General features: G+C 59.0%; 16 protein-coding genes. 8 read left to right on the top strand and 8 right to left on the bottom strand.

The annotated features are described in order from the left end of the window. Positions 1-51: 51 nt before the first annotated feature. The 5 genes from motB to RAN89_RS00280 all read right to left on the bottom strand — a co-directional run bounded on the left by motB (position 52) and on the right by RAN89_RS00280 (position 4,794). A complete protein-coding gene (gene motB, locus RAN89_RS00300; protein WP_313867722.1) occupies positions 52-993 on the bottom strand; it encodes a flagellar motor protein MotB in 942 nt (313 codons plus the stop codon). Between the two features lie 18 nt (positions 994-1,011). Beyond that, on the bottom strand, positions 1,012-1,869 hold the full coding sequence (gene motA / locus RAN89_RS00295) for a flagellar motor stator protein MotA (protein ID WP_313867721.1): 858 nt from the start codon (positions 1,867-1,869) through the stop codon (positions 1,012-1,014). Between the two features lie 162 nt (positions 1,870-2,031). After that, positions 2,032-2,571 (bottom strand): flagellar transcriptional regulator FlhC, encoded by a 540-nt coding sequence (flhC, locus tag RAN89_RS00290; protein ID WP_087495224.1) that lies wholly within the window; start codon positions 2,569-2,571, stop codon positions 2,032-2,034. A gap of 40 nt (positions 2,572-2,611) precedes the next feature. Further along, entirely contained in the window at positions 2,612-2,938 is a 327-nt protein-coding gene (gene flhD / locus RAN89_RS00285; protein ID WP_087495223.1) for a flagellar transcriptional regulator FlhD, read from the bottom strand. 341 nt (positions 2,939-3,279) lie between these two features. Beyond that, positions 3,280-4,794, bottom strand: coding sequence for a flagellin N-terminal helical domain-containing protein (locus RAN89_RS00280; protein ID WP_313867720.1), 1,515 nt, complete (start codon positions 4,792-4,794; stop codon positions 3,280-3,282). 492 nt (positions 4,795-5,286) lie between these two features. On the opposite strand from RAN89_RS00280, the gene RAN89_RS00275 reads away from it, so the two are divergent. The 8 genes from RAN89_RS00275 (at position 5,287) to RAN89_RS00240 (ending at position 15,682) form a co-directional block, all read left to right on the top strand. Then, positions 5,287-6,684 (top strand): flagellin N-terminal helical domain-containing protein, encoded by a 1,398-nt coding sequence (locus RAN89_RS00275; protein WP_313869312.1) that lies wholly within the window; start codon positions 5,287-5,289, stop codon positions 6,682-6,684. A 182-nt stretch (positions 6,685-6,866) separates the two neighbouring features. Continuing rightward, the gene (gene fliD / locus RAN89_RS00270) at positions 6,867-8,285 is read left to right on the top strand and encodes a flagellar filament capping protein FliD (RefSeq protein ID WP_313867719.1); all 1,419 of its coding nucleotides are present in this window, start codon (positions 6,867-6,869) and stop codon (positions 8,283-8,285) included. A 160-nt stretch (positions 8,286-8,445) separates the two neighbouring features. Next, the gene (gene fliS / locus RAN89_RS00265; RefSeq protein WP_313867718.1) at positions 8,446-8,865 is read left to right on the top strand and encodes a flagellar export chaperone FliS; all 420 of its coding nucleotides are present in this window, start codon (positions 8,446-8,448) and stop codon (positions 8,863-8,865) included. 16 nt (positions 8,866-8,881) lie between these two features. Beyond that, positions 8,882-9,181, top strand: a complete 300-nt coding sequence (locus RAN89_RS00260; RefSeq protein ID WP_087495218.1) for a flagellar protein FliT — start codon at positions 8,882-8,884, stop codon at positions 9,179-9,181. Positions 9,182-9,276: 95 nt separating this feature from the next. Then, on the top strand, positions 9,277-11,172 hold the full coding sequence (locus tag RAN89_RS00255; protein WP_313867717.1) for a type I secretion system permease/ATPase: 1,896 nt from the start codon (positions 9,277-9,279) through the stop codon (positions 11,170-11,172). A 1-nt stretch (position 11,173) separates the two neighbouring features. Further along, positions 11,174-12,505, top strand: coding sequence for an HlyD family type I secretion periplasmic adaptor subunit (locus tag RAN89_RS00250; RefSeq protein WP_313867716.1), 1,332 nt, complete (start codon positions 11,174-11,176; stop codon positions 12,503-12,505). After that, complete coding sequence (locus RAN89_RS00245; protein WP_313867715.1) at positions 12,502-13,863, top strand: TolC family outer membrane protein; 1,362 nt, start codon at positions 12,502-12,504, stop codon at positions 13,861-13,863. The genes RAN89_RS00250 and RAN89_RS00245 overlap by 4 nt, the downstream gene beginning before the upstream one ends. Positions 13,864-13,873: 10 nt before the next feature. Beyond that, positions 13,874-15,682 (top strand): tetratricopeptide repeat protein, encoded by a 1,809-nt coding sequence (locus tag RAN89_RS00240; RefSeq protein WP_313867714.1) that lies wholly within the window; start codon positions 13,874-13,876, stop codon positions 15,680-15,682. Here the strand turns inward: RAN89_RS00240 and RAN89_RS00235 are convergent. Genes RAN89_RS00235 through RAN89_RS00225 form a run of 3 tightly spaced genes read right to left on the bottom strand, consistent with a single transcriptional unit; the run spans position 15,651 to position 21,622 of the window. Beyond that, positions 15,651-16,421, bottom strand: coding sequence for an FkbM family methyltransferase (locus RAN89_RS00235; protein ID WP_313867713.1), 771 nt, complete (start codon positions 16,419-16,421; stop codon positions 15,651-15,653). The genes RAN89_RS00240 and RAN89_RS00235 overlap by 32 nt on opposite strands. A gap of 9 nt (positions 16,422-16,430) precedes the next feature. Then, a complete protein-coding gene (locus tag RAN89_RS00230; RefSeq protein WP_313867712.1) occupies positions 16,431-17,225 on the bottom strand; it encodes an FkbM family methyltransferase in 795 nt (264 codons plus the stop codon). Further along, positions 17,222-21,622 carry a tetratricopeptide repeat protein gene (locus RAN89_RS00225; protein ID WP_313867711.1) on the bottom strand — a complete coding sequence of 1,467 codons (4,401 nt, stop codon included), beginning with the start codon at positions 21,620-21,622 and terminating at the stop codon, positions 17,222-17,224. Before RAN89_RS00225 ends, RAN89_RS00230 begins: the two co-directional genes overlap by 4 nt. Positions 21,623-21,625 lie beyond the last annotated feature (3 nt).

Raw genomic sequence — 21,625 nt, 5'->3', positions numbered from 1 at the left:
TTTGGCCGTACGGTTTTCGATTTTAACGAGTATGACTGAATTTTAGAGATTTCACGGACTGGCTTGTGTATTTCCTGTTGCTGGCGGCACATTCTCTGTTTCCGCCTCCAGCGGAACCACTGCGCCACCTAGCAGCCTTTCTTCGGCCTCTTTGGTCATGACCAGAATACTAATGCGGCGGTTTGCCGGGCTCAAGGGATTTTGAGGGTCCGCCAACAAACTCGACGCCATGCCTACAACCCGTGCCAGCTTATTTTCAGGCATGCCGGCAGCGATCAGTTCACGTCGACTGGCATTGGCCCGGTCCGCCGAGAGTTCCCAGTTGCTGTAGCCGCGGGCGGCGTTGCCATAGGGTGTCTGGTCGGTGTGGCCGTCCAGGCTGATTTTGTTGTCCACGTCGGCCAGTGTGACCCCGATTTCTTTCAATATGTCACGCATATAGGGTTTGACGCTGGAGCTGCCAATGTCAAACATCGGCCGCCGTTGGTCATCCACGATTTGAATCTGGAGTCCGTCCGGTGTGATCTCCAGCTTGATCTGGGAGCTGAACTCCGCCATTTTGGGGTTGTTGGAGATGGTGCTGGCAATTTTTGCGGCCAGCGCAGCCAGCGTCTGGGCATCTTTCTTGGCGCGTTCGGCCTTGCGCTGTTCGCCGGCACTTTTTTTGGCTTTGGCATCGGATCCTTCGCCGCGCCGGGATTGACCGGCTGATTGGGTCAAATCGTTACCACCACCGGTGATCACACTGTTGCTGGCACCTGCACCTGCGCCACCTTGCAATGCGACTTTCAGAGGGGATTGAAAATAATCTGATATGCCTTTTTTGTCGCCTTCAGTGGTGCTACCTAGCAGCCACATCAGCAAAAAGAAGGCCATCATGGCGGTCACGAAGTCGGCATACGCAATCTTCCAGGCGCCACCGTGCGCAGCGTGGCCGCCTTTCTTGACCCGCTTGATGATGATCGGCTGGAGTTTCTTGGCGTCTCCGGCCATGCTCAGGCACCCCTGCTCTTATTTCTTTTTGACATGCGCCTCCAGCTCACCAAAGGTGGGGCGCTCCGTGGAATACAGCACCTTGCGGCCGAATTCAATCGCGGTGGATGGGTTGTAGCCCTGCATGCTGGCCAGCAAGGTGGTCTTGATGCATTGGAATTCTTTGCTGCCTTCTTCGACCTTTTGCTCCAGCAGTCCCGCCAAGGGTTCGGCAAATGCATAGGCCAGCAAAATTCCCAGGAAGGTACCCACCAGCGCGGAGCCGATCATGCCGCCCAACACAGCGGGGGGTTGACCCACCGAACCCATGGTGTTCACCACACCCAACACCGCAGCCACAATTCCGAACGCGGGCAAGCCGCCTGCAATCCGCTGGATCGCAGCAACCGCAGCGTGTTCTTCGTGGTGGTGGGTTTCGATCTCGCTGTCCATGATGGATTCAATCTCGTGGGCGTTCAAGTTGCCCGAGACCATCATGCGCAGATAGTCGGTAATGAACTCGATGACGTGATGGTCTGAGCCCACGGTCGGATACTTTTTGAAGATTTCCGACTGCTCCGGCTCTTCCACATCCTTTTCAATCGCCATCAGGCCCTCTTTTCGGGCCTTCTGCAGAATGTCAAACAGCAGCGCCAAGAGTTCCATATAGCGCGCTTTGGTGTACTTGCTGCCTTTGAAGCAGGCACCCAAACCGGCCATGGTTTTCTTGATGACCTTCATTTGGTTGTTCGCCACGAAAGCGCCAATAGTGGCTCCCCCGATGGTGATCAACTCAAAGGGGAGTGCGTGCAGTACCACGCCGATGTTGCCCCCGTGAGCGATAAACACCCCGAAGACGCAACCAAGACAGATAAGCCAGCCGACGATTACAAACATAGCTTCATTGTGACAGGGAAGCCGGTGGCTTCAAGGGTTGAACAGCGGGGCTTTTCGGCCCTTGCCTATCATATCGTCCAACCACGAAGCCAGCTTGAATTTCTATTCAAATAGGCCTCTTGCGCCCATGGAATATGCGCGAGCAGCTATCAATTTAATAGCTTAGTGCAGCAGGATGCCTCCGGCAGACGCACCCTTGCCGGCGCGGGCCGGGGGACTGCACAGTCCGCACTCGAAATGGCGGGAGTTTTCATATGCCTCCGAGACAAAGTGGCCGCCGCACTTGGAGCACTTGGTCATGGAAAGCATGTTGTTGTCAATGAACTTGACCAGACGCCATGCACGGGTGATGGACAAGAGGGGCTCGACACCACAGGCCGAAATCTGCTCTGTATAGAGCCGGTAGGCCGCCATGATGGCGTCGATGTCTTCCATCGCGCTGACTTTGGTCAGGTACTCATACGTATTCTGGAAGAGAGACGCATGAATATTGGGCTGCCATGTCAGGAACCATTCAGTTGAGAACGGCAGTTGGCCTTTGCTGGGGGAGCGGCCTGCCACTTCCTTGTACAGGCGCAGCAAGCGCTCATACGACAACTCGGTTTCGCTCTCCAGCACTTGCAGCCGCGCGCCCAGCTGAATCAAAGACACTGCGCGTTCCACTTGCTTGGAATCGTTCAAAACACTTTTCTGGGTTGCCATGGTGCTGCTCCTAGACAAAATTGGGTGAGGCTTGGGGGCTTTAGACGGCTTCGGCGAAGCGGCCGGCCATCAAGATGCTGGCGTGAAGCTTGGTGGTGGCGTCGTTGTCGACCTTGTTGACCGAGTGGTTGGTCAGCAGATTCCAGACGATGTCGTCATCAACACGGAAGCGGCACAACAACATGTTGCCGGAGGCAATGCGCATGATTTGTGCGGGGGAGAGTGCGCCGATCAGGTCAGCAGCTTCTTCCGACATACCCAAACGAAAAAGCGCTTCGGCTTTGTCTTGGCGGATGAGGGTTTGTGCCAGCATGAGGTAGGTCATGTTGGCCTCGCGGATCTCGGCGAGGATTTGTTCGTTACGCATGATTCAGCTCCTGGTTGGGGGCGATTTGTTTAAATCACCATGGAGCGAATTTTGGGCGGGAGGGCCCGGAACTTGAATCAGAAGAAGGCTAATCCGCGTGTCAGAAACGCATGTACGCCCTGTAGGGAAAAATCCTACAAGCGCGAATCGGGTTGGGGCTGGGGCGGCTTGAGCCGGCACCTGTGCCTTGGATATCGGCAACCAGCGCGATATCTGAAGTGATCATTGCAGGCCGTGCGCAAACTAGCCCGCATGCGGGTGCGCAAAGAAAAGTGCAAAACATCCCATGACCCGCCGGGCCGGGACAATCTCATCGGGCATAAGCCGGGGAGGCCCCCAACTTAGCCTTTGAGTAGCTGCAACACGCCTTGTGGCAACTGGTTCGCCTGAGCCACCATGGCCGTGCCGGCTTGCTGCAGGATCTGGGTGCGTGACAAGTTGGCGGTTTCCATCGCAAAGTCAGCGTCCTGGATACGTGACCGCGAAGCCGACAGGTTTTCGCTGTTCGTTTGCAAGTTCTCAATCGTGGTCAGGAAGCGGTTTTGCACCGCACCGAGTTGCGCCCGGTTGGCACTGACCGATGCCAGAGCACCATCGACGACCAGCAAGGCGGCATTCGCACCTGCTTGCGTACTGATGTCAATGGCAGCGACGGAAGACAGTGTGCTGCCTGCCGACCCCCCTGCGATCAAGGTTCCGGTTGTGTCTGTGCTGGAGATCGTGAATCCGTTGGAAGAGTTCAAGGCCACCTTGCCGCCAATGGCAACTGCCACGTCGGAGGTCGCAGTGGCCGTGCCGCCAGTCGCTGGTTGGAAACTCACGGGTGTCAAGGTGTCTTCGCCCACGATGATGGCCCCGGTCAGTCCACCCGTGGTGTTCAGGTTTTGAAGCTTGATGTCATCTCCATCCGCTTGGGTCAAAACCAGATTGCCTGTTTTGTCCGCGACCGCAGTGATACCTGTGGTTCCGCTTTGTGCATTGATGGCTTGTGCCAAAGGTGCCAAGTCGCTGGCGTTATTGACGGTCGCCGAAACAACGATGGGGGTTGTGTTGGAGCCTGTCAGCTGAAACTGCACCGAGCCGGTCGTCACGTTGGAAATGGTTGCCTTGGTGGTGGCGACAGCGGTTACCCCGCTCAAGGCCGTGAAGGCGTTGATTGCTGTCGCAACTGATTTGGCGCTGCTGCCGGCTGTCAGGGTGCCGGTTGCAGGAATCGTATTGACTGTGCCGTTGCCGGCCAGTGTCAGGGTTTGTGCAACAAAACCATTCACAGCTGCACCGAGCGTGGCACCCACTGCGGCTGTTGCCATGCTGGGCGCAGTGGTTTGTGAGCTGACCAGGTTGTTGCCCATGTCGATGGCACGTGCACTGGTGACGCTCACGCCGATGGTCTGGTTGGCGTTGGCGCCCACCTGGAACTGTTGGGTGGTGTAGCTGCCATCGAGCAGCTTCAAGCCGTTGAATTCAGTCTGGTTACCCACGCGGGCAATTTCGGTGGTCAGTTGCAACACTTCTTGTTGCAGCGCCAAACGGTCGCTCGCGCTGTTGGTGCCGTTGGCCGCCTGCACAGCCAGTTCGCGAATACGCTGCAAGTTGCTCGATGTGCTGCCCAAAGCGCCTTCAGCCACCTGAGCCAGAGAGATGCCGTCGTTGGCGTTGCGTGCTGCCTGGTTCAGGCCGCGGATCTGCGAGGTCATGCGGTCGCTGATCGCCAGACCCGCAGCGTCGTCCTTGGCGCTGTTGATACGCAAGCCGGAAGACAGGCGTTGCATCGAGGTGGTCAAAGACGCTTGCGACATGGACAGATTGCGCTGCGCAGTCAGCGACTGGATATTGGTGTTGATAGTTGAGGCCATTGCGAAACTCCTAAAAAGAATGAACCGGCGTCGCCGCCGATTGCAAAGCCTGCTTACCCGCAGACAATCAGTAACGATGGGATGAATTCTGGAGATTCACGTTTTTGACAAAAACTGGATAAACGCCCGGAAAAGCAGCCATATCCCTTCGACTTGGAGAATCTTTATAGGGGTAAACCCTTAAATGCAAGAGGTGGGGTGTAAATGCCCGGCTAATCGATTTTTCCGGGCTAAAGCGGCGTGTTATGGGCTAGCCACTCCCGATTCACCTAAAGTTTTTTTGAGAACTCCCGAAAACAAAACCAACGGGTTCATAGCGGGCTCGTCGTCCGGAAGGCATCTCCTGGGGTGCGCCGGTCATGGTGTCAGCAGCAATGCTGGCGTTGAGATCGGCATTCCGCCGGATTAAGTGAGTCTTTTTAAGGAGTTACCAAAATGGCTTCCACCATCAATACCAACATCAACTCGTTGACCGCACAACGCAACTTGTCGATGTCCCAGTCTTCGTTGTCGACATCCATGCAACGCCTGTCCTCCGGCTTGCGTATCAACAGCGCCAAGGACGACGCTGCGGGTCTGGCGATCAGCGACCGCATGACCTCGCAGATCCGCGGTCTGACCCAAGCGGCCCGTAACTCCAATGATGCGATTTCCCTGACGCAGACAGCTGAAGGCGCGTTGGGCAGCATCTCTTCCAACTTGCAGCGTATCCGTGAACTGGCGGTTCAGTCTGCCAACGGTACGAACAGTGCGAGCGACCGGGAAGCCATCCAGAACGAAGTGACCCAGCTCACCTCTGAAATCAACCGTGTGGCAACCACCACCCAGTTCAACGGCTTGAATCTGCTGGACGGCACCTTGACCGGTACCCAGTTCCAAGTGGGCGCCAATGCCAACCAGATCATCACTGTGGGTGTGGGTAGCGCCAAGGCAGCGGATCTGGGGAATAACACATTGTCCAGCAATACGGCAGCCGGTTCGATTTCCGGAGCGGTTATTGCCGCGGTGAACAATACCGCAGCACAAGCGCTCACTTTGAATGGAAACGGCACAACCGCAACGGTGAACGTGGCCGTCAACGAGAGTGCCAAGTCGATTGCTGGCAAGGTCAACACCAACACTGCGACCACTGGCATTACTGCGACTGCGAAAACAACGGCGACTATTTCTGGCGTTACTGCGGGTGCTATCTCGTTTACCCTGCAGGGCGCCAACACAACAGCGGTAGCCATCTCCGCTACAGTGAGCGACGCTACCGATTTGTCAGCGATTGCCAAAGCCATCAATGCGCAGTCCAGCCTTACCAATATCACTGCAACTTCGGACAAAGCCGGCAACTTGGTACTGACCGATTTGGAGGGTAATGACATCAAGATCGACTCGACGCAAGCAGCCGCTACAGATGGTATCGGTACCGCGACAGTGACCGGAGCTACCGGCGGAGCAACCGCAGCTCTGGGAACTGATACTGCAACTATTGGCGGAAAGCTCACTTTTGATGCCAAGTCTGGATTCTCGATTGCTACCGATACTGGTACGACCTTGCTGGCGGCAGCCTCCAATGGAAGCTCTTTGAGCACCGTGGCTGCCTTGTCGGTGAGTACCGTCACCGGCGCCAACAGTGCCTTGAAAGTAGTCGACGCCGCTCTGGCCCAGATCAGCGACCAGCGCGCTGCATTGGGTGCTGTGCAAAACCGCTTTGAGTCCACGGTGACCAACTTGCAGACTTCCAGCGAAAACCTGTCTGCATCGCGTTCACGTATCCAGGACGCAGACTTCGCAGCAGAAACTGCCAACCTGTCCCGCTCGCAGATCCTGCAGCAGGCTGGCACCGCGATGGTCGCTCAGGCGAACCAGTTGCCGCAGGGCGTGCTGGCTCTGTTGCGTTAAGCGACACCCGTCGGCCGCTCACAGCGGCCGATACAACTTGCAAAGCAACAACCGTTCATCCGGTTGTTGCTTTTTTTATGGGCGATGGATTTCAGTTTGACGGGTGATTGCCGATTAATTGAGCCTTTAGAGGTGACAGTGCCTCTCCATAATCGTGGCTGGCAACAGTCTGGAGGTTCGGTATGGCTATTTCATCAACAGGTTTGGGCAGTGGGCTGGATGTGACCAGCATCATTTCCCAGCTATCAGCCTTGGAAAAGCAGCCGCTCAAATCCTTGCAGAGCAAAGCTTCCGCGCTCCAGACGCAGCTCTCCACGGTAGGGGTCATTCAGTCCCAAGTCTCCACCCTGTCGTCGGCCGCTTCCAAGCTGGCCAGTGTGCTCAATTGGAAAGGGACCACCGCAACCTCCTCCAATACCGCTGCGGTATCGGCCACGGCGGGGACGGGGGCTGCAGCCGCTTCGTACAGCATAGAGGTGTCCAAGTTGGCCAAAGCGCAGTCCTTGGCACTTCCGACTACCGTCGGCAGCACGGCGCTGCCCGCAGCCACAGACCAGCTGGGTTATGGCACTTTGTCGATCAAAGTCGGCTCCAATGCCGCGGTAGACATCAACATCGCGGACGGCGAAGGTACGCTGGCCCAGATCGCTGCCAAGATCAATGCAGTCCCCGGCTTGGGCGTCGCGGCGAGTGTCATTTCTGACGGCTCGGGCAAGGTCAACTTGATGCTGCGAGCCACCAACACAGGATCTGACGGCGCATTTACCGTGACGGCTACCGAGGGTGCCGGAGGCACGATCAGTGTTCCATCCAACTTGTCCCGCTTGTCCTACACCATAGGCAACTTCGCCATGGCGCAGAACCAGGCGCCGCAAAATGCAGAAGCCACGATCAATGGCGTCGCCGTCTCATCTTCCAAAAATACGTTGACCAACGTTGTCGACGGTCTGACGTTGACGCTGTCACAAGTCACAACGACCGCCGTGGATGTCACCGTAGCCAAGGACACTGCCGCCATGACGAAGAACATTCAGGACTTCATCAGCGCATACAACGCGCTGAATCAGACACTGAACGACTCCACGGCCTATGACGCCGCCACCAAAACAGCAGGTCCTCTGCAAGGCGATTCCGTTGCCACAGGCTTGCAGCGGGCGCTGCGAAATCTCATGGGGTCCACGTCTTCAACGGGCTCCACTTTTTCCAGACTTGCTGACATCGGAATCAGCGCAAAGCTGGGGGGAGACCTCGAGCTCAACAGCACCAGATTGACTTCGGCCTTCAGTGATGTCGCCAACCTCCAATTGCTGTTCACCAATTTCGGTGGCTCGGACGCAACGAACGGCTTTGGTCTGCGTATCAAGGATTTTGCCAATGGTCTATTGGCAGCCACTGGCACGGTCACCAACAAGACCAATGCGGTGAAAAAAGCCATAGACAACAATTCCACCGAGCAAACCAAAGTCAATACGCGCGCCTCCAACCTGGAGACCCGCCTCAAGGCGCAGTACGCGGCCCTGGATACCAAAATGGCAAGTCTCACAGCCTTGAATAGCTATGTGGCACAGCAGGTGACCACCTGGAACAAGTCGACCAGCTAAACTCAATGCATGGGCAAAAATGCCATTGGCGCGCGTCAGTATTGCGCGGGTAGCTACTAAAAAAGTAGCAACTGGAAAACCCCGCCATTTCTGAGGGAGAAACACTTGATTTGTCGTAGCATCTGCCGATAACTAGAGCATCTCCTCAAGGAATCGCAGCATGTTTACCTCCGTCAGCTCCCGCTCAGCCACTGCCTACAAGCGCGTAGGCATAGAGACAGCTGTTGACAACGCAGATCCGCACAAGCTGGTTGTCCTTTTGTTTGATGCTCTGAACCAGGCCTTGGGTGCCGCCCGGATCGCCATTCAAGCCGGTGACGTCCCTGCCAAATGCAAGCACATCAATCACGCTGTCCGAATATTCGAAGAGGGGTTAATCGCCCCTCTGAACTTGCAAGACGGTGGGGAACTCGCAGCCAACTTGCACGCTTTGTACACCTACTGTGTGCAACGCCTCACGATTGCCAACCTGAAGAGCGATATCCGCATCATTGAAGAAGTCCAGCACGTCATGGAACCGGTCTCCAGTGGGTGGAAACAAATCAATGGCAGCGGCCCTGCTTACTTGCAACCAGTTTGAACCGCGGGGTCACTCCATGCCACAAATGCTGATTGACTTTTACAAGGCCATCGAAGACAGCAGCGCCAAAATGTTGGAAGCCGCCAAGGCAGAAGACTGGGATGGCGTCATGCGCTTCGAGGGAGCCTGCGCCGTGCTGATTGAGCAACTCCGCCAGCGGGCGCGCAGCGAAGAGCTAGATGCGGCGTCCCGGGCCGAGAAAACCCGGATCATGCAGCGCATCCTGCACAACGATGCCCAGATCCGTTATCTGGCCGAGCCATGGCTGGCCCATTTCGAGCAACGGTTCGAAGGACAGCGCCAGTTTCTGCACTGAAAACGGGCGGTTTTTCAGGCGCTGTTCTACGCCTAGCTTCAGAGGTGCGTACGTAAGATGGTGGCCGACAAGGCTCTATCCGTACCACCTCCTTCATGGTCTCCCCGAACCCATCATCCCCTGACGAGCTGAAGCACGCGTTGCGCCAGCTGCGCTCGGCGTTTGTGACGGTGGCCGTATTCAGCGGCTTCCTGAACCTGATGATGCTCGCCCCCTCGCTGTACATGATGCAGGTCTATGACCGCGTACTGGGCAGCCGCAACGAAACCACACTGTTCGTGCTGACGCTTCTGGTGCTGGGCGCTTATCTTTTCATGGCGGCGCTGGAAACCATACGCTCCTGGATACTGGTTCGCGTTAGCGCCCGTTTGGACCATTTGCTGGGCTTGCGCGTACTGAGTGCCACCTTTGAGCGCATGTTGCGCCAACCCGGCAACAGCAGCACCCAGCCACTTCATGACCTGACGACCTTGCGTCAATCGCTGACAGGCCCTGGCTTGATTGCTGTGTTTGACGCGCCCTGGGCGCCTTTGTATTTGCTGATCATTGCATCTTTCTCCAGTGAAGTCGCAGTTTTCACCATGGCCGGTGCCTTGGTGCTGGTGGCGATCACGTGGCTCAATGAAAAGCTGGCCAAGGCGGCGTTGGGTGAGGCCCAGAAATACAGCATGCAATCCCAGCGGGAGCTCAGCAGCCATTTGCAAAACGTGGAGGTCATTGAAGCCATGGGCATGCTGGGCCAGATTCAGCGCCGCTGGCAAAAGCTGCATACGCAAGAAATCGGGCTGCAGGCCCGCGCAAGCGATAGGGCCGCGGTCATGGGCAACCTCACCAAGTTTGTCCGCATTTCCATGCAGTCTTTGTCGCTGGGACTGGCCGCCTTGCTGGTGCTGGAGGGCAAGATGACGGGGGGCATGATGATTGCCGTGTCTCTCCTGACCAGCAGAGCGCTGGCGCCGGCGGAGGGATTGGTGGGTAACTGGGCCTCTCTGGTTGCCACGGGCTCTGCGTACCAGAGGCTCAAAGAGCTTTTGCTTCTTTTCCCCGCGCGTCCACCCGCCATGCCCTTGCCCGCCCCGAGCGGGCAGGTCGCGTTTGAGAATGTTGCCACCGCAGCGCCCGGTGGCCGGGCCGCCATCATCAAGCAGATCAGCTTCCAGTTGCAGGCCGGCGACTCGGTGGCGGTGATCGGTGCCAGCGGCGCCGGCAAGTCCACACTGGCACGCCTGCTGGTGGGTATCTGGCCCGCACTCTCCGGCACCGTGCGCCTGGATGGCGCAGACTTGGTCCGCTGGAACAAGCAGGAGCTGGGTCCATACATTGGCTATCTGCCGCAGGACATCGAACTGTTTGACGGAACAGTGGCTGAAAACATTGCCCGCTTCGGCGAGATAGATCCGCAGCTTGTCGTGGTGGCCGCCCAACGTGTGGGCTTTCATGAGCAAATCCTGCGCTTGCCACAGGGATATGACACCCCAGTAGGTGCGGGCGGGGCGGCCCTCTCGGGTGGGCAGCGCCAGCGCATCGCGCTGGCACGAGCGCTCTATGGCAACCCGGTGTTGGTGGTGTTGGATGAGCCGAATTCCAACCTGGACGACATGGGGGAAAAAGCCCTCACGGACGCCATCAAAGACCTGTCCTCCCGGGGGCGTACCTCGGTCATCATCACCCACCGGCCTTCAGCCTTGGGGGCCGCCAACAAATTGATGGTGTTGCGTGACGGTGTCATCGCTGCATTTGGCCCGCGCGAAGAGGTGTTGGCTGCCCTCAATGGCAGGGCAATGGAAGCGCCTGCGCCGGTACCTGCGGCAGCCAATTCCGCCGGGCCACCTCGTGGCGCGGTACCACCTGTCCTGGTCAACAAGCAGGCTCCGTCGGCCCCCGCGCCTGCCTTAGAGCCCGTGCGCGCGGAGCCACCTGCGCGCAAAGCGGCGCCCGAGCCCGATCCGGCGAGCGGCATGCCGCCGTTCAACCTCAAGTTCAGTGATTGACATGAGCACGCTGTTGAACGAATCCCCCTTCGGTACGACCGTCCAGGTCGACCTGAACGATGCGCGCCCTATCCGGTGGGGCTGGCTCTTGCTCATCTTCGGGTTTGGTGCCTTCATGGCTTGGGCGACCATGGCGCCCTTGGATGCTGCCGTTTCCTCCTCAGGAACCGTGGTGGTAAGCGGCAGTCGCAAGCTGGTGCAGCCTTTGACCGGCGGCAAAGTGTCCGAAATATTGGTGCGCGATGGCGCACAGGTGCAGGCGGGGCAGGTGCTTGTGCGATTGGACGACACATCGGCCAAGGCCCAGCTCGATATTGTCCGTGGCCAATGGTTAGTGGCCATGGCAACCCAAGCTCGCTTGGAGGCTGAGCAGCGAGGGCGCGCTTCTATCGACTTTCCACCTGCTTTGTTGGAACTGGGCGAAGACACCCGCGTCGTCGAGGTCATGGCCCTGCAAAGCCGGCTTTTGGAGTCGCGCCGCCAGCTGCGCAGCAACGAATTGCAAAGCATGGAAGCCGCCCTGAGAGGCTTGGAATACCAGGTGCAAGGCCAGGAAGCTGCGAAGTATTCCAAAGAAACCCAGAGCCGGATGCTGCGTGAGGAGCTCCGCAATCAGAAGTCCCTCGCGGATGATGGCTTCTACCCTCGCAACCGAGTGTCTGAGCAGGAGCGCCTTTTCGCCAGCATCCAGGGCGGCGTGGCCGAGGACCTCAATAGCGCTGGCAAGACACGCCAGGCCATTGCCGAGGGGCGCGCCAGAATTGCCGCCCGCCAGCAAGAGCAGCGCAAAGACATTGAGTCCCAGTTGTCCGATGTTCAGCGCGAAGCGGCCTCGTTGGAAGGACGCATGCGGGGGCTGGAGTTTGAGGTGAACAACGCGGAGGTGCGGGCCCCTGTCAATGGTACCGTCATGAGCCTGAGTGTCCATACGGTGGGCGGCGTGGTGAGTAATGGCATGCCACTCATGGAAATTTTCCCCAAGGACGACGTACTCCGGATAGAAACGCCCCTGGCTACCAACCTCATTGACAAGGTCAAGGTAGACATGGAGGTCAGCATCCTGTTCAGCGCGCTGAATCAGGCGACAACGCCGCGTATCAATGGACGCGTGGTCCAGATCGCTGCCGATGCCGCCACAGATTCAAGGCAGAATGCCAACTACTTCAAGCTGGTAGTTGAAGTGACGCCCGACGGAATGCAAAAATTGCAGCATCAGGAAGTGAAGGCCGGCATGCCGGCGGACGTATTCATCAAAACAGGGGAACGCACATTCATGAGCTACCTGCTCAAACCACTGACGGACCGCATGCATCGGGCCCTGATCGAGCCATGAAGCTGTTCAGTACTCAGGTGGGGCGTATCGCACTGGCAAGTTTTGTTTGCTGGAGCGGGATCTCCGCTGGGCATGCCGGTGAGTTTGAAAAGGCCTATGCGGCTGCGCTCGAAAATGACGCCAAGTTTCAGGCCGCCAAAGCCGCTCTGGCGTCAGGTCAGCAAGCATTGCCGCTGGCTCGCAGCAGTGTGTTGCCATCTGTGAATGCCACCATCTCGGATACCGCGGTACAAGGCACCCAAGACTATGACGTGGCCGGTGGCGCGTCCAAATCCAACAACCTCGACTATCGGGCGCCTACCCAAAGCATCAGCCTGCGTGCGCCTCTCTTGAACCTTGAGGGGAAGGCGCGTGTCCGCCAAGCCAATGCCCAAGTCGGGAATGCAGAAGCAACTTTTGTCGCTCGCAAAGCAGAGCTGGTAGACCGACTGGCCGTGGCCTACCTGCAGCGCATGCTGGCCGAAGATGCTTTCCTGTCTTTGCACGCACAAGTGCATGCCACGGTCGCCCAGCGCAACTTGATGCGCCGACGCTTTGAGCAAGGTGAAGGTACCCGCACCGAGGTGGCCGAGGCCCGCGCCAACCTGAGCCTGACGATGGCGCAGTGGGCGGATTCCAAAGACCAGATGACGAATGCCCGGGAGACACTCAACGCCCTCACAGGTCTCAATCAGCCATTTTTGGTGCGTTTGGGGGATGAATTCACCCCTCCACCGCTGGTGCCCGCCACACTCCAGGAGTGGCAGGAGAAGGCGGTAGCTGCCAATCCTGACGTCCAAGCGCGCCGTTTCCTGGTGGATGCAGCCGATGCCTTGATTGCCCGAAGCAACGCGGGTCATATGCCACGGCTCGACCTGGTGGCCAGTGTGTCCAACAGCCGGAACGAATCGGTCAGCAGTCTCAATCAGACCGTCAACCAAAGTGCGATTGGTCTTCAGCTGAATATTCCGATTTACAGCGGCGGTGCAGTGAAAGCTGCGGTCACGCAAGCAATCGCTGAAAAAGCAAAGGCTGAGGCGGAGTGGCTGAATGAAAAGCGAAGCCTTGAGGTGGAGGTGAGCCGTTTGTTCCAGGTCATTCAGACGGGCAAGTCCAAGCTGCTGGCGTATGAAGATGTACTGGACGCCAGTCGCACCGCGCTGGAGGGCACGCTCAAAGGGCAGGCTTCCGGGCTCCGCACCAACGCTGATGTGCTGGAAGCGGTGCGCAAGGTTTTCCAAGCCCAGCGTGATCTCGCTCAGGCCCGTTACGACCACATTTTTCAACGCTTACGCTTGTTCAACAAGGCCGGAGTGCCCGCTGACTCAGTGGTGTCGTACATCGACGAACTACTGAGCCCGCAACGCGACACTCCCTGAGACTTCCACCATGGCTGCGTTCCAAGCGGTACATGCGACGCCTGTGGATGCTTTGTTCCAGGCAGCGGTGCAGCACTTCACCAAGGGTGACTTTACCGGTGCAGACGAAGCGCTAGAGCAACTGATGAAACAGGAGCCTGACCATGCAGAAGCGCTGCATGTGCGGGGGCTTGTACAGCATCGACTTGGCCGCCACGCTTTGGCGCTGCTGCTCCTGGAAAAAGCTTTGGTGCTTTCACCTCGCAATGCGGCCTTGCTGTCCAACCAGGGCTTGGTCATGCGTGCACTGGGGCGTCCGCAGGAAGCCTTGGAACTTTACGACCGGGCGCTGGACATTCAACCCGACTTTGCACAAGCCTGGGGGAACCGTGGCAACGCTTTGCGTGATGCTGGGCAAAGCTTGCAGGCAGTGGAGTCTTATCGCAAAGCGCTGGCACTGCAGCCTGGATATGCCCAAAGCTGGCACGGCCTGGGACTGGCCTACAACGACCTCAAGCAATGGCAGGACGCAGTGGATGCGTTCACCCAAGCACTCTCTTGCCAAGCCGATATGACGGTGGCTTGCCTCGATATGGGCAACGCCCTGCGCGAGTTGGAGCGCTTTGAGGAAGCTTTGGCAGCCTATGACAAAGCAGCCGGTCTGCGACCTTCCTATGCCGAGGCTTGGTCCAATCGCGGCGTGCTGCTCAAGCGAATGGGCCGCATGCAGGACGCCTTGCAGAGCTACCAGAAGGCTATTGCCCTGGAGCCGGACTTCATCGACGCGCTGGTGAACTGCTCCACCTTGCTCAAAGAGATGATGGACCTGGATGCTTCGATGGCCATGAACCGCCGCGCACTGGCACTGAAGCCGGACAACAGTGGTGCCCATTTGAACCTCGCCATCTGCCACCTGTTGCGCGGCGAGTTCGACGAGGGCTTTGCACACTACGAGTGGCGCTGGAAAACCGAGCAATTGCAGGCATCGGTTCGCCCCTTCGCCCAGCCTTTATGGACGGGTGCGCAAAGCCTGCAGGACAAAACCATACTCTTGCATGCGGAGCAAGGCTTGGGTGATACCGTGCAGTTCTGCCGCTACGCCAAGCTGTTGAAGCAACGGGGTGCCCATGTGGTCATGGAAGTCCAGGCGCCCTTGCTGCCCCTGTTGCATTCGCTGGAAGGGGTGGATCTTTGGTTGCGGCAGGGCGATCCCCCCCCTGCATTTGATTACCAGTGCCCATTGCTCAGCTTGCCGGGGGCATTGAAAACGACTCCTGCAACGGTGCCAACGGCCACGCCCTATCTGGCCGCAGACGAGCAGTTGGTCGTCCAATGGGGCCAGCGTGTGGGTCCCTCCTCACGCAAACGTGTGGGGCTGGTCTGGTCCGGTCGGCCGGAACACAAGAATGACCACAACCGATCCATGTCGCTGCAACTCCTGGAGCCGCTCTTGCGAATGGATGCCGAGTTTCATTGTCTGCAAAAGGAGTTCAGGGCGGCTGATCTGGCGCTGGATCCCGCTGCCATGGGCATCCGGCTTTGGGCCGATCAACTCACCTCGTTCGCAGACACAGCGGCGCTCATCTCCCATATGGATCTGGTGATTGCGGTCGACACTTCTGTGGCCCACGTGGCGGCTGCGCTGGGCAAACCGGTGTGGTTGATGCTGCCCTATAGCCCGGACTGGCGCTGGTTGCTGGGGCGGGACGACAGCCCATGGTACCCGGGAATGCGTCTTTTCCGTCAGGACACAGGATCTGATTGGGCCGGTGTGGTGCAGCGGCTGCAGGCCGCACTCAAACCTGCCCTTAGCCTGCCAGTTCCCGCAAGCGCGCTTTGAGCTGGGCCAACTCGGCTTGTGCTTGCGCGGCCACTTGCTGGGCATGGTTCAGGCGGTGGTCCACAAAGTTGTCCCACACACAGGGCGGGTAGCTGAAATGGGCTTGCAGGTCCAGATGTTCTTTGGCCAGATAAAACCGGTTCACCGCATCGAAGTACACAAACACATAGCCGGTGTTCAGCAGCAGGTGCTCCCACTCGCCATAGTTGGCCTGGGGCCGATTGGGCAGCACGCTCTCCAGCACGATCAGCCAGGGGCGGAAGCGGCTGCGATCCAGTCCGTTGAGTGCGGACTTCTCTGCGCCTTCCACGTCAATGCTCAGCAGATGCACCTCGCCTTGGGGGCGGTGTTTTTCCAGCAAACTATTCAGGGTGACCAGGGGCACTGTGTAGCTCTTGACTTCGCGCCCCTCGCGCTGGTGCATGGCCACGATGTCGGGCGCAATGGTGGCGGCCTGGTCGTTCCAGGGGAATTCGTTGAAAGTCACTTCACCGTCGGATTCCCCGACGGCGGCGCCCACGAGGATGTCTTCCGGGCGATGTTTGGCCCATTGCGGGTGCAGCCGCGCTTGGGGTTCGACCACAATGCCACGCCAGCCACGCTGGTAAAGCGCGCAGGTGTTGCTGTCTGAGATGGGCATGTAGCCGCCCACGTCCACATAAAAGCCCTTGTCTACCGCAGCCAAGGCCCGGTTGATCATGACGTCTTCAAAGTTCCGGGTGAACGACAGGTAGGCCATGGACGGAGCTTAGTTCTGGATGGAAATTTGTTCGCGGGTAGGGTCGGTGCTGTGTACCGCCAACACGTTGATGCCCATGGGGAAGGTCTGGTAACCGTGCTGTTCCAGAAATTTCAACAGAGCCACTTTGTCGGTCTTGATGGACTCGATCAGCATTACGGGCTTGTGTTTCATGATGGTGTTGCGCCCGCCGGCCAGGGCTTCCAGCTCCATGCCTTCCACATCAATTTTGATGAAGTCAAGGCGTTTCAAATCCAGCGAGTCAATGGTCAGCATGCGCACCCGCTGATTACGCTCCGCATTGATTGCTTGGCCGATGAACTCGCTCTTGGCCGTTTGGCGCAGCTCCAGACTGCCGAAGCTTGCAGGCTGCAGGTAGTCGGGCACAGGGATGTCCAAAACGCCTTCTTCGGCCCCGATCGCGCCATGAATGGCTTTGGCGTTGAAACAGTTGTTGATGGCGATGTTGCCGGCCAGTGCGTAGTAAATGCGCTCTTGCGCCTCAATGGCAATCACGCTGCCACGCCCATACAGCGCTTTCGCCCACTCCACGGTATGGACACCGAGGTTGGCACCGCAGTCCAAGCCCACGACGCCATCGCCGAAATGTTTGTGCCGGATGTTGAGTAACTTGATGGCAGCGCCTACTTCGTCCGGGTCAAAGCACCCTTGGTTGAAGAGCTGCCAGCCCACGCCGTAGCCGCGCGTGGCGTCGATCATGCGGTAGTCGTTTTTGTTGGTGATCAGCGTGCCCTGGCTGGTGGAAAGGATCACAAAGGGCGACGGGCGTTTGACGTAGTTCATGGTGTTCGGGGCCTGCGGGCCTTGGCAGCTTTGGCAACATCGGCCACCAGCGCGGCGACCGGCTCTGTCCATGCTCCCCGGGCAGATTGGCGGTACAGGCGCGCAGTGGGATACCACGGTGAGTCTGCCCTAGAGAGCAACCACCGCCAATCCGGAATAAGTGGCAAAAGTACCCGCACTACACGGCCTAAGCCGCCTGCAAGGTGGGCTACCGAGGTGTCCACGGTGACCAGTTCATCGACTTCGCCGAGAATGGCTGCGGTGTCTTCAAAGCTTTGGATCTCAGGGCTGAGGTTCAGCAACTTGCATCCTTCGGACAGCGTGTCGATTTGCGCGAGGGCATCGCCCTTTTGTACGGAAATGACGTCCACTCCTTCCAGCCGCAACAATGCTTCCAGATGCTTGAGGGCCAGCGAGCGGTTGGCATCGTTGCCATGGGTGGGGCGCCCTGCCCACACCAGTGCCACGCGGTATGCACGGGCTGGCCCCAGTCGCGTGCGCCAGAAGGTGCTGCGCTCGGGCAGCGCGCTCAAGTAGGGGACATTGGCCGGGATGGTGTGCACCTCAGTGCCGAATGCAGCAGGCAAACTCAGAAGCGGACACTGCAGGTCAAAGGGGGGAAGCTCACTCCCATTTGGAATCAAGTGGGCTAAGCCCTCCACGCGTGCTGCAATGCTCTGCACATCACTTTGCACGACGAGCAAGACCTTGGCCCCCTTGGTTGCGAGCAGTGGCAGGTAGCGCAAAAACTGGAACGTGTCTCCAAAGCCCTGTTCTGCGTGGACCAGAATGGTTTTGCCAGAGAGGTCCTGCCCCGTCCACAAGGGCTGAGGAAAGAGCCTGACTTCCTTGGCATCCGGCTGGCTCCAGCGGCTCTCGTAATGTCGCCATCCAGCAGCCAGATCGCCGGTCAGCAACTCCAACAATGCTTCATGGAGGGCAGCTCTAATGTGGCCCCCCGCCAATTGTTGTGCGCGGCGGAAGGTTTGCAGGGCATCTTCAAACAAACCATTTTCTTTGAGCGCGATGCCCAGGTTGTACAGGTATTCGCTGGAGCCGGGTACCAACGCTACCGCCTTGCGGGTGGCTTCCAGCGCCTCGGGCCAGCGGTGCAGGGCACCCAGTGTGTTGCCGAGGTTGGCTTGGGCTTGCGGACTTTGGGGCGCCACATGGACTGCGGTGGTCTGATAGCGAAGTGCACGCTCGAGATCGCCAGCAGCCTTGAAAAATGCGCCCGTGTTCGACCAATTTTCGGGGTCATGGGGGCTTTGCCTGCAAGCGCGCGAACCCATCATGAGAGCGGCATGGGTGTCGCCGGCGCGGAAAGCGGCAATGGCCAGGGCGCTCGCTGCGCGGGCATGGGTAGGGCACTCACGCAGGGCCTGCCAGAACGCGGGGCGTGCCAGTGCCGGCTCATTGCGCTCCAGCAGCACACGGCCTTGCTCCACGAGGGCATGTGCCGCCTGCTGACGCTGCTGGCCAGCGGCAGACTGCGGCTGCGCCAACGCATTCAAATCCTTGGTCAGGCTTTGCAGCACCGATGCCCAGTCCCGGTAGGCCGGTTGGCGCAGGATACGCACACTGGGGTACCAAGGCGAATCCTCGCGGTGCAAGAGCCACCGCCAATCCGGCATCCAGGGAATGAGCAGCCACACCGGCAAGCCCAAGGCGCCCGCTACATGGCAGATGCTGGTGTCTACACACACGAGCAGGTCTACATGCACCAGGGCTGCTGCGGTATCGCCGAAGTCTTTGAGCAGCGGCGCCATGTCGGTCACCTTGGCGCGCTGTGCAGGAGTCAGTGTGTCCAGATCCGCGCTGCGGGCACCGACCTGGAAGGAGAAGAAATGCACACCGTCCAAGTCCCACAGCGCAGAGAGCGCGGAGAAGTCCATCGAGCGGTTGGCATCGTTCTTGTGGGTGGGGTTACCCGCCCAGACAAGGCCCACCCGCAGCTTGCCGTGCATCTCCGGTTTCTGAAAATTCGACTCCCAATTTGCACTGCGACGATGGTCGAGCTTCAAATAGGGAATGGCTTGTGGAATGTTGAGTGCGTCGGTGCCGGGCAGCGCAGGGCCCAGCAAATGGGGCAGGCTCAACAAGGGGCACACCACATCAAAGTGCGGTGTGCGAGCTCCTTCGTGCACCAGTTCCACATTGGCAGGCAGCACGGCCAGTGACGTCAAAGACTCCTGAATCAATAGCTGCACGCGTAGAGCCCGCTTGGCTGCAAGGTCGATATACCTTAAAAACTGCAGCGTGTCGCCCAAGCCTTGCTCGGCGTGGATAAGCAGAGTCTGGTCGGGTAAGGGCTGGCCTTGCCAGAGGGGCTTGGGGGTCTGCAGGCGCTTGGAGGGGAAGTCCGGTACGTCGAAGCGGCGCTCGTAGTCGGCAAAGCCGCCGGGCAAGTCACCGGCCAAGAGCCTTGCCAGACCGCGGTTGTAGATCAGGCCTGCGTAGTCCGGACGTACTGCGATACCTCGCTCAAAACAGGCGAGGGTGCCCGGCAGGTCGCCCACCGCTTTGAAGTAGGCCCCGCAGTTCGACCAATTTTCGGGGTCATGGGGGCTTTGCCTGCAAGCGCGCGAACCCATCATGAGAGCGGCATGGGTGTCGCCGGCGCGGAAAGCGGCAATGGCCAGGGCGCTCGCTGCGCGGGCATGGGTAGGGCACTCACGCAGGGCCTGCCAGAACGCGGGGCGTGCCAGTGCCGGCTCATTGCGCTCCAGCAGCACACGGCCTTGCTCCACGAGGGCATGTGCCGCCTGCTGACGCTGCTGGCCAGCGGCAGACTGCGGCTGCGCCAACGCATTCAAATCCTTGGTCAGGCTTTGCAGCACCGATGCCCAGTCCCGGTAGGCCGGTTGGCGCAGGATACGCACACTGGGGTACCAAGGCGAATCCTCGCGGTGCAAGAGCCACCGCCAATCCGGCATCCAGGGAATGAGCAGCCACACCGGCAAGCCCAAGGCGCCCGCTACATGGCAGATGCTGGTGTCTACACACACGAGCAGGTCTACATGCACCAGGGCTGCTGCGGTATCGCCGAAGTCTTTGAGCAGCGGCGCCATGTCGGTCACCTTGGCGCGCTGTGCAGGAGTCAGTGTGTCCAGATCCGCGCTGCGGGCACCGACCTGGAAGGAGAAGAAATGCACACCGTCCAAGTCCCACAGCGCAGAGAGCGCGGAGAAGTCCATCGAGCGGTTGGCATCGTTCTTGTGGGTGGGGTTACCCGCCCAGACAAGGCCCACCCGCAGCTTGCCGTGCATCTCCGGTTTCTGAAAATTCGACTCCCAATTTGCACTGCGACGATGGTCGAGCTTCAAATAGGGAATGGCTTGTGGAATGTTGAGTGCGTCGGTGCCGGGCAGCGCAGGGCCCAGCAAATGGGGCAGGCTCAACAAGGGGCACACCACATCAAAGTGCGGTGTGCGAGCTCCTTCGTGCACCAGTTCCACATTGGCAGGCAGCACGGCCAGTGACGTCAAAGACTCCTGAATCAATAGCTGCACGCGTAGAGCCCGCTTGGCTGCAAGGTCGATATACCTTAAAAACTGCAGCGTGTCGCCCAAGCCTTGCTCGGCGTGGATAAGCAGAGTCTGGTCGGGTAAGGGCTGGCCTTGCCAGAGGGGCTTGGGGGTCTGCAGGCGCTTGGAGGGGAAGTCCGGTACGTCGAAGCGGCGCTCGTAGTCGGCAAAGCCGCCGGGCAAGTCACCGGCCAAGAGCCTTGCCAGACCGCGGTTGTAGATCAGGCCTGCGTAGTCCGGACGTACTGCGATGCCTCGCTCAAAACAGGCGAGCGCTTCGGGCATGGCGTGCTTCTCAGACCACAGCCTCGCCAATGTGCCCCAGGCGTCTGCGTTGGTCGGGTCGGCACGCAACACAAGGGTGAGTTCACTGCGGGCTCGCTCCATCTGTTGGAGCTCCAGCAGGCACTTGGCCAGCATGAAGCGGTATTCCCCCAGCTGGGGTTGCAGGGAGGAGGCAGTTTCGAAATAGTTCAGGGCTTTGTCAAAAGCCCCTTGGTTGTACAGCAGGTTGCCGAGGTTGTTGTGCGCTGAGTGAAAACGTGGGTCCAGGGTCAGTGCGTGCTGGTAGGCTTGTGCCGCGTCTTCGAGTCGTCCCAAGGCCTTGAGTGCCACGCCCCGGTTGGTATGCGCTTTCGCCTCTTGGGGAACCAATGCAATCAGCTGTTCGAACAGACCCAGCGCCTGCTGGTGCTCCCCCATGCTGTTACACAGGATGCCCAGATTGTTCAGTGCATTGAGGTGCTCCGGTTCTTCCCGGAGCAGCGCTTCATACGCCTGGCGGGCGGCATCACCAAGCCCCGCACTTTGCAGTGACAGGGCCCGGGAAAACAGTTCATTCGATTCCTGTTTCGGTTGCCGTCCGGCCATTGA

This window comes from Rhodoferax mekongensis (assembly GCF_032191775.1).
Taxonomy (GTDB): domain Bacteria; phylum Pseudomonadota; class Gammaproteobacteria; order Burkholderiales; family Burkholderiaceae_C; genus Allorhodoferax; species Allorhodoferax mekongensis.
This window is presented reverse-complemented; position numbering and strand designations above follow the sequence as displayed.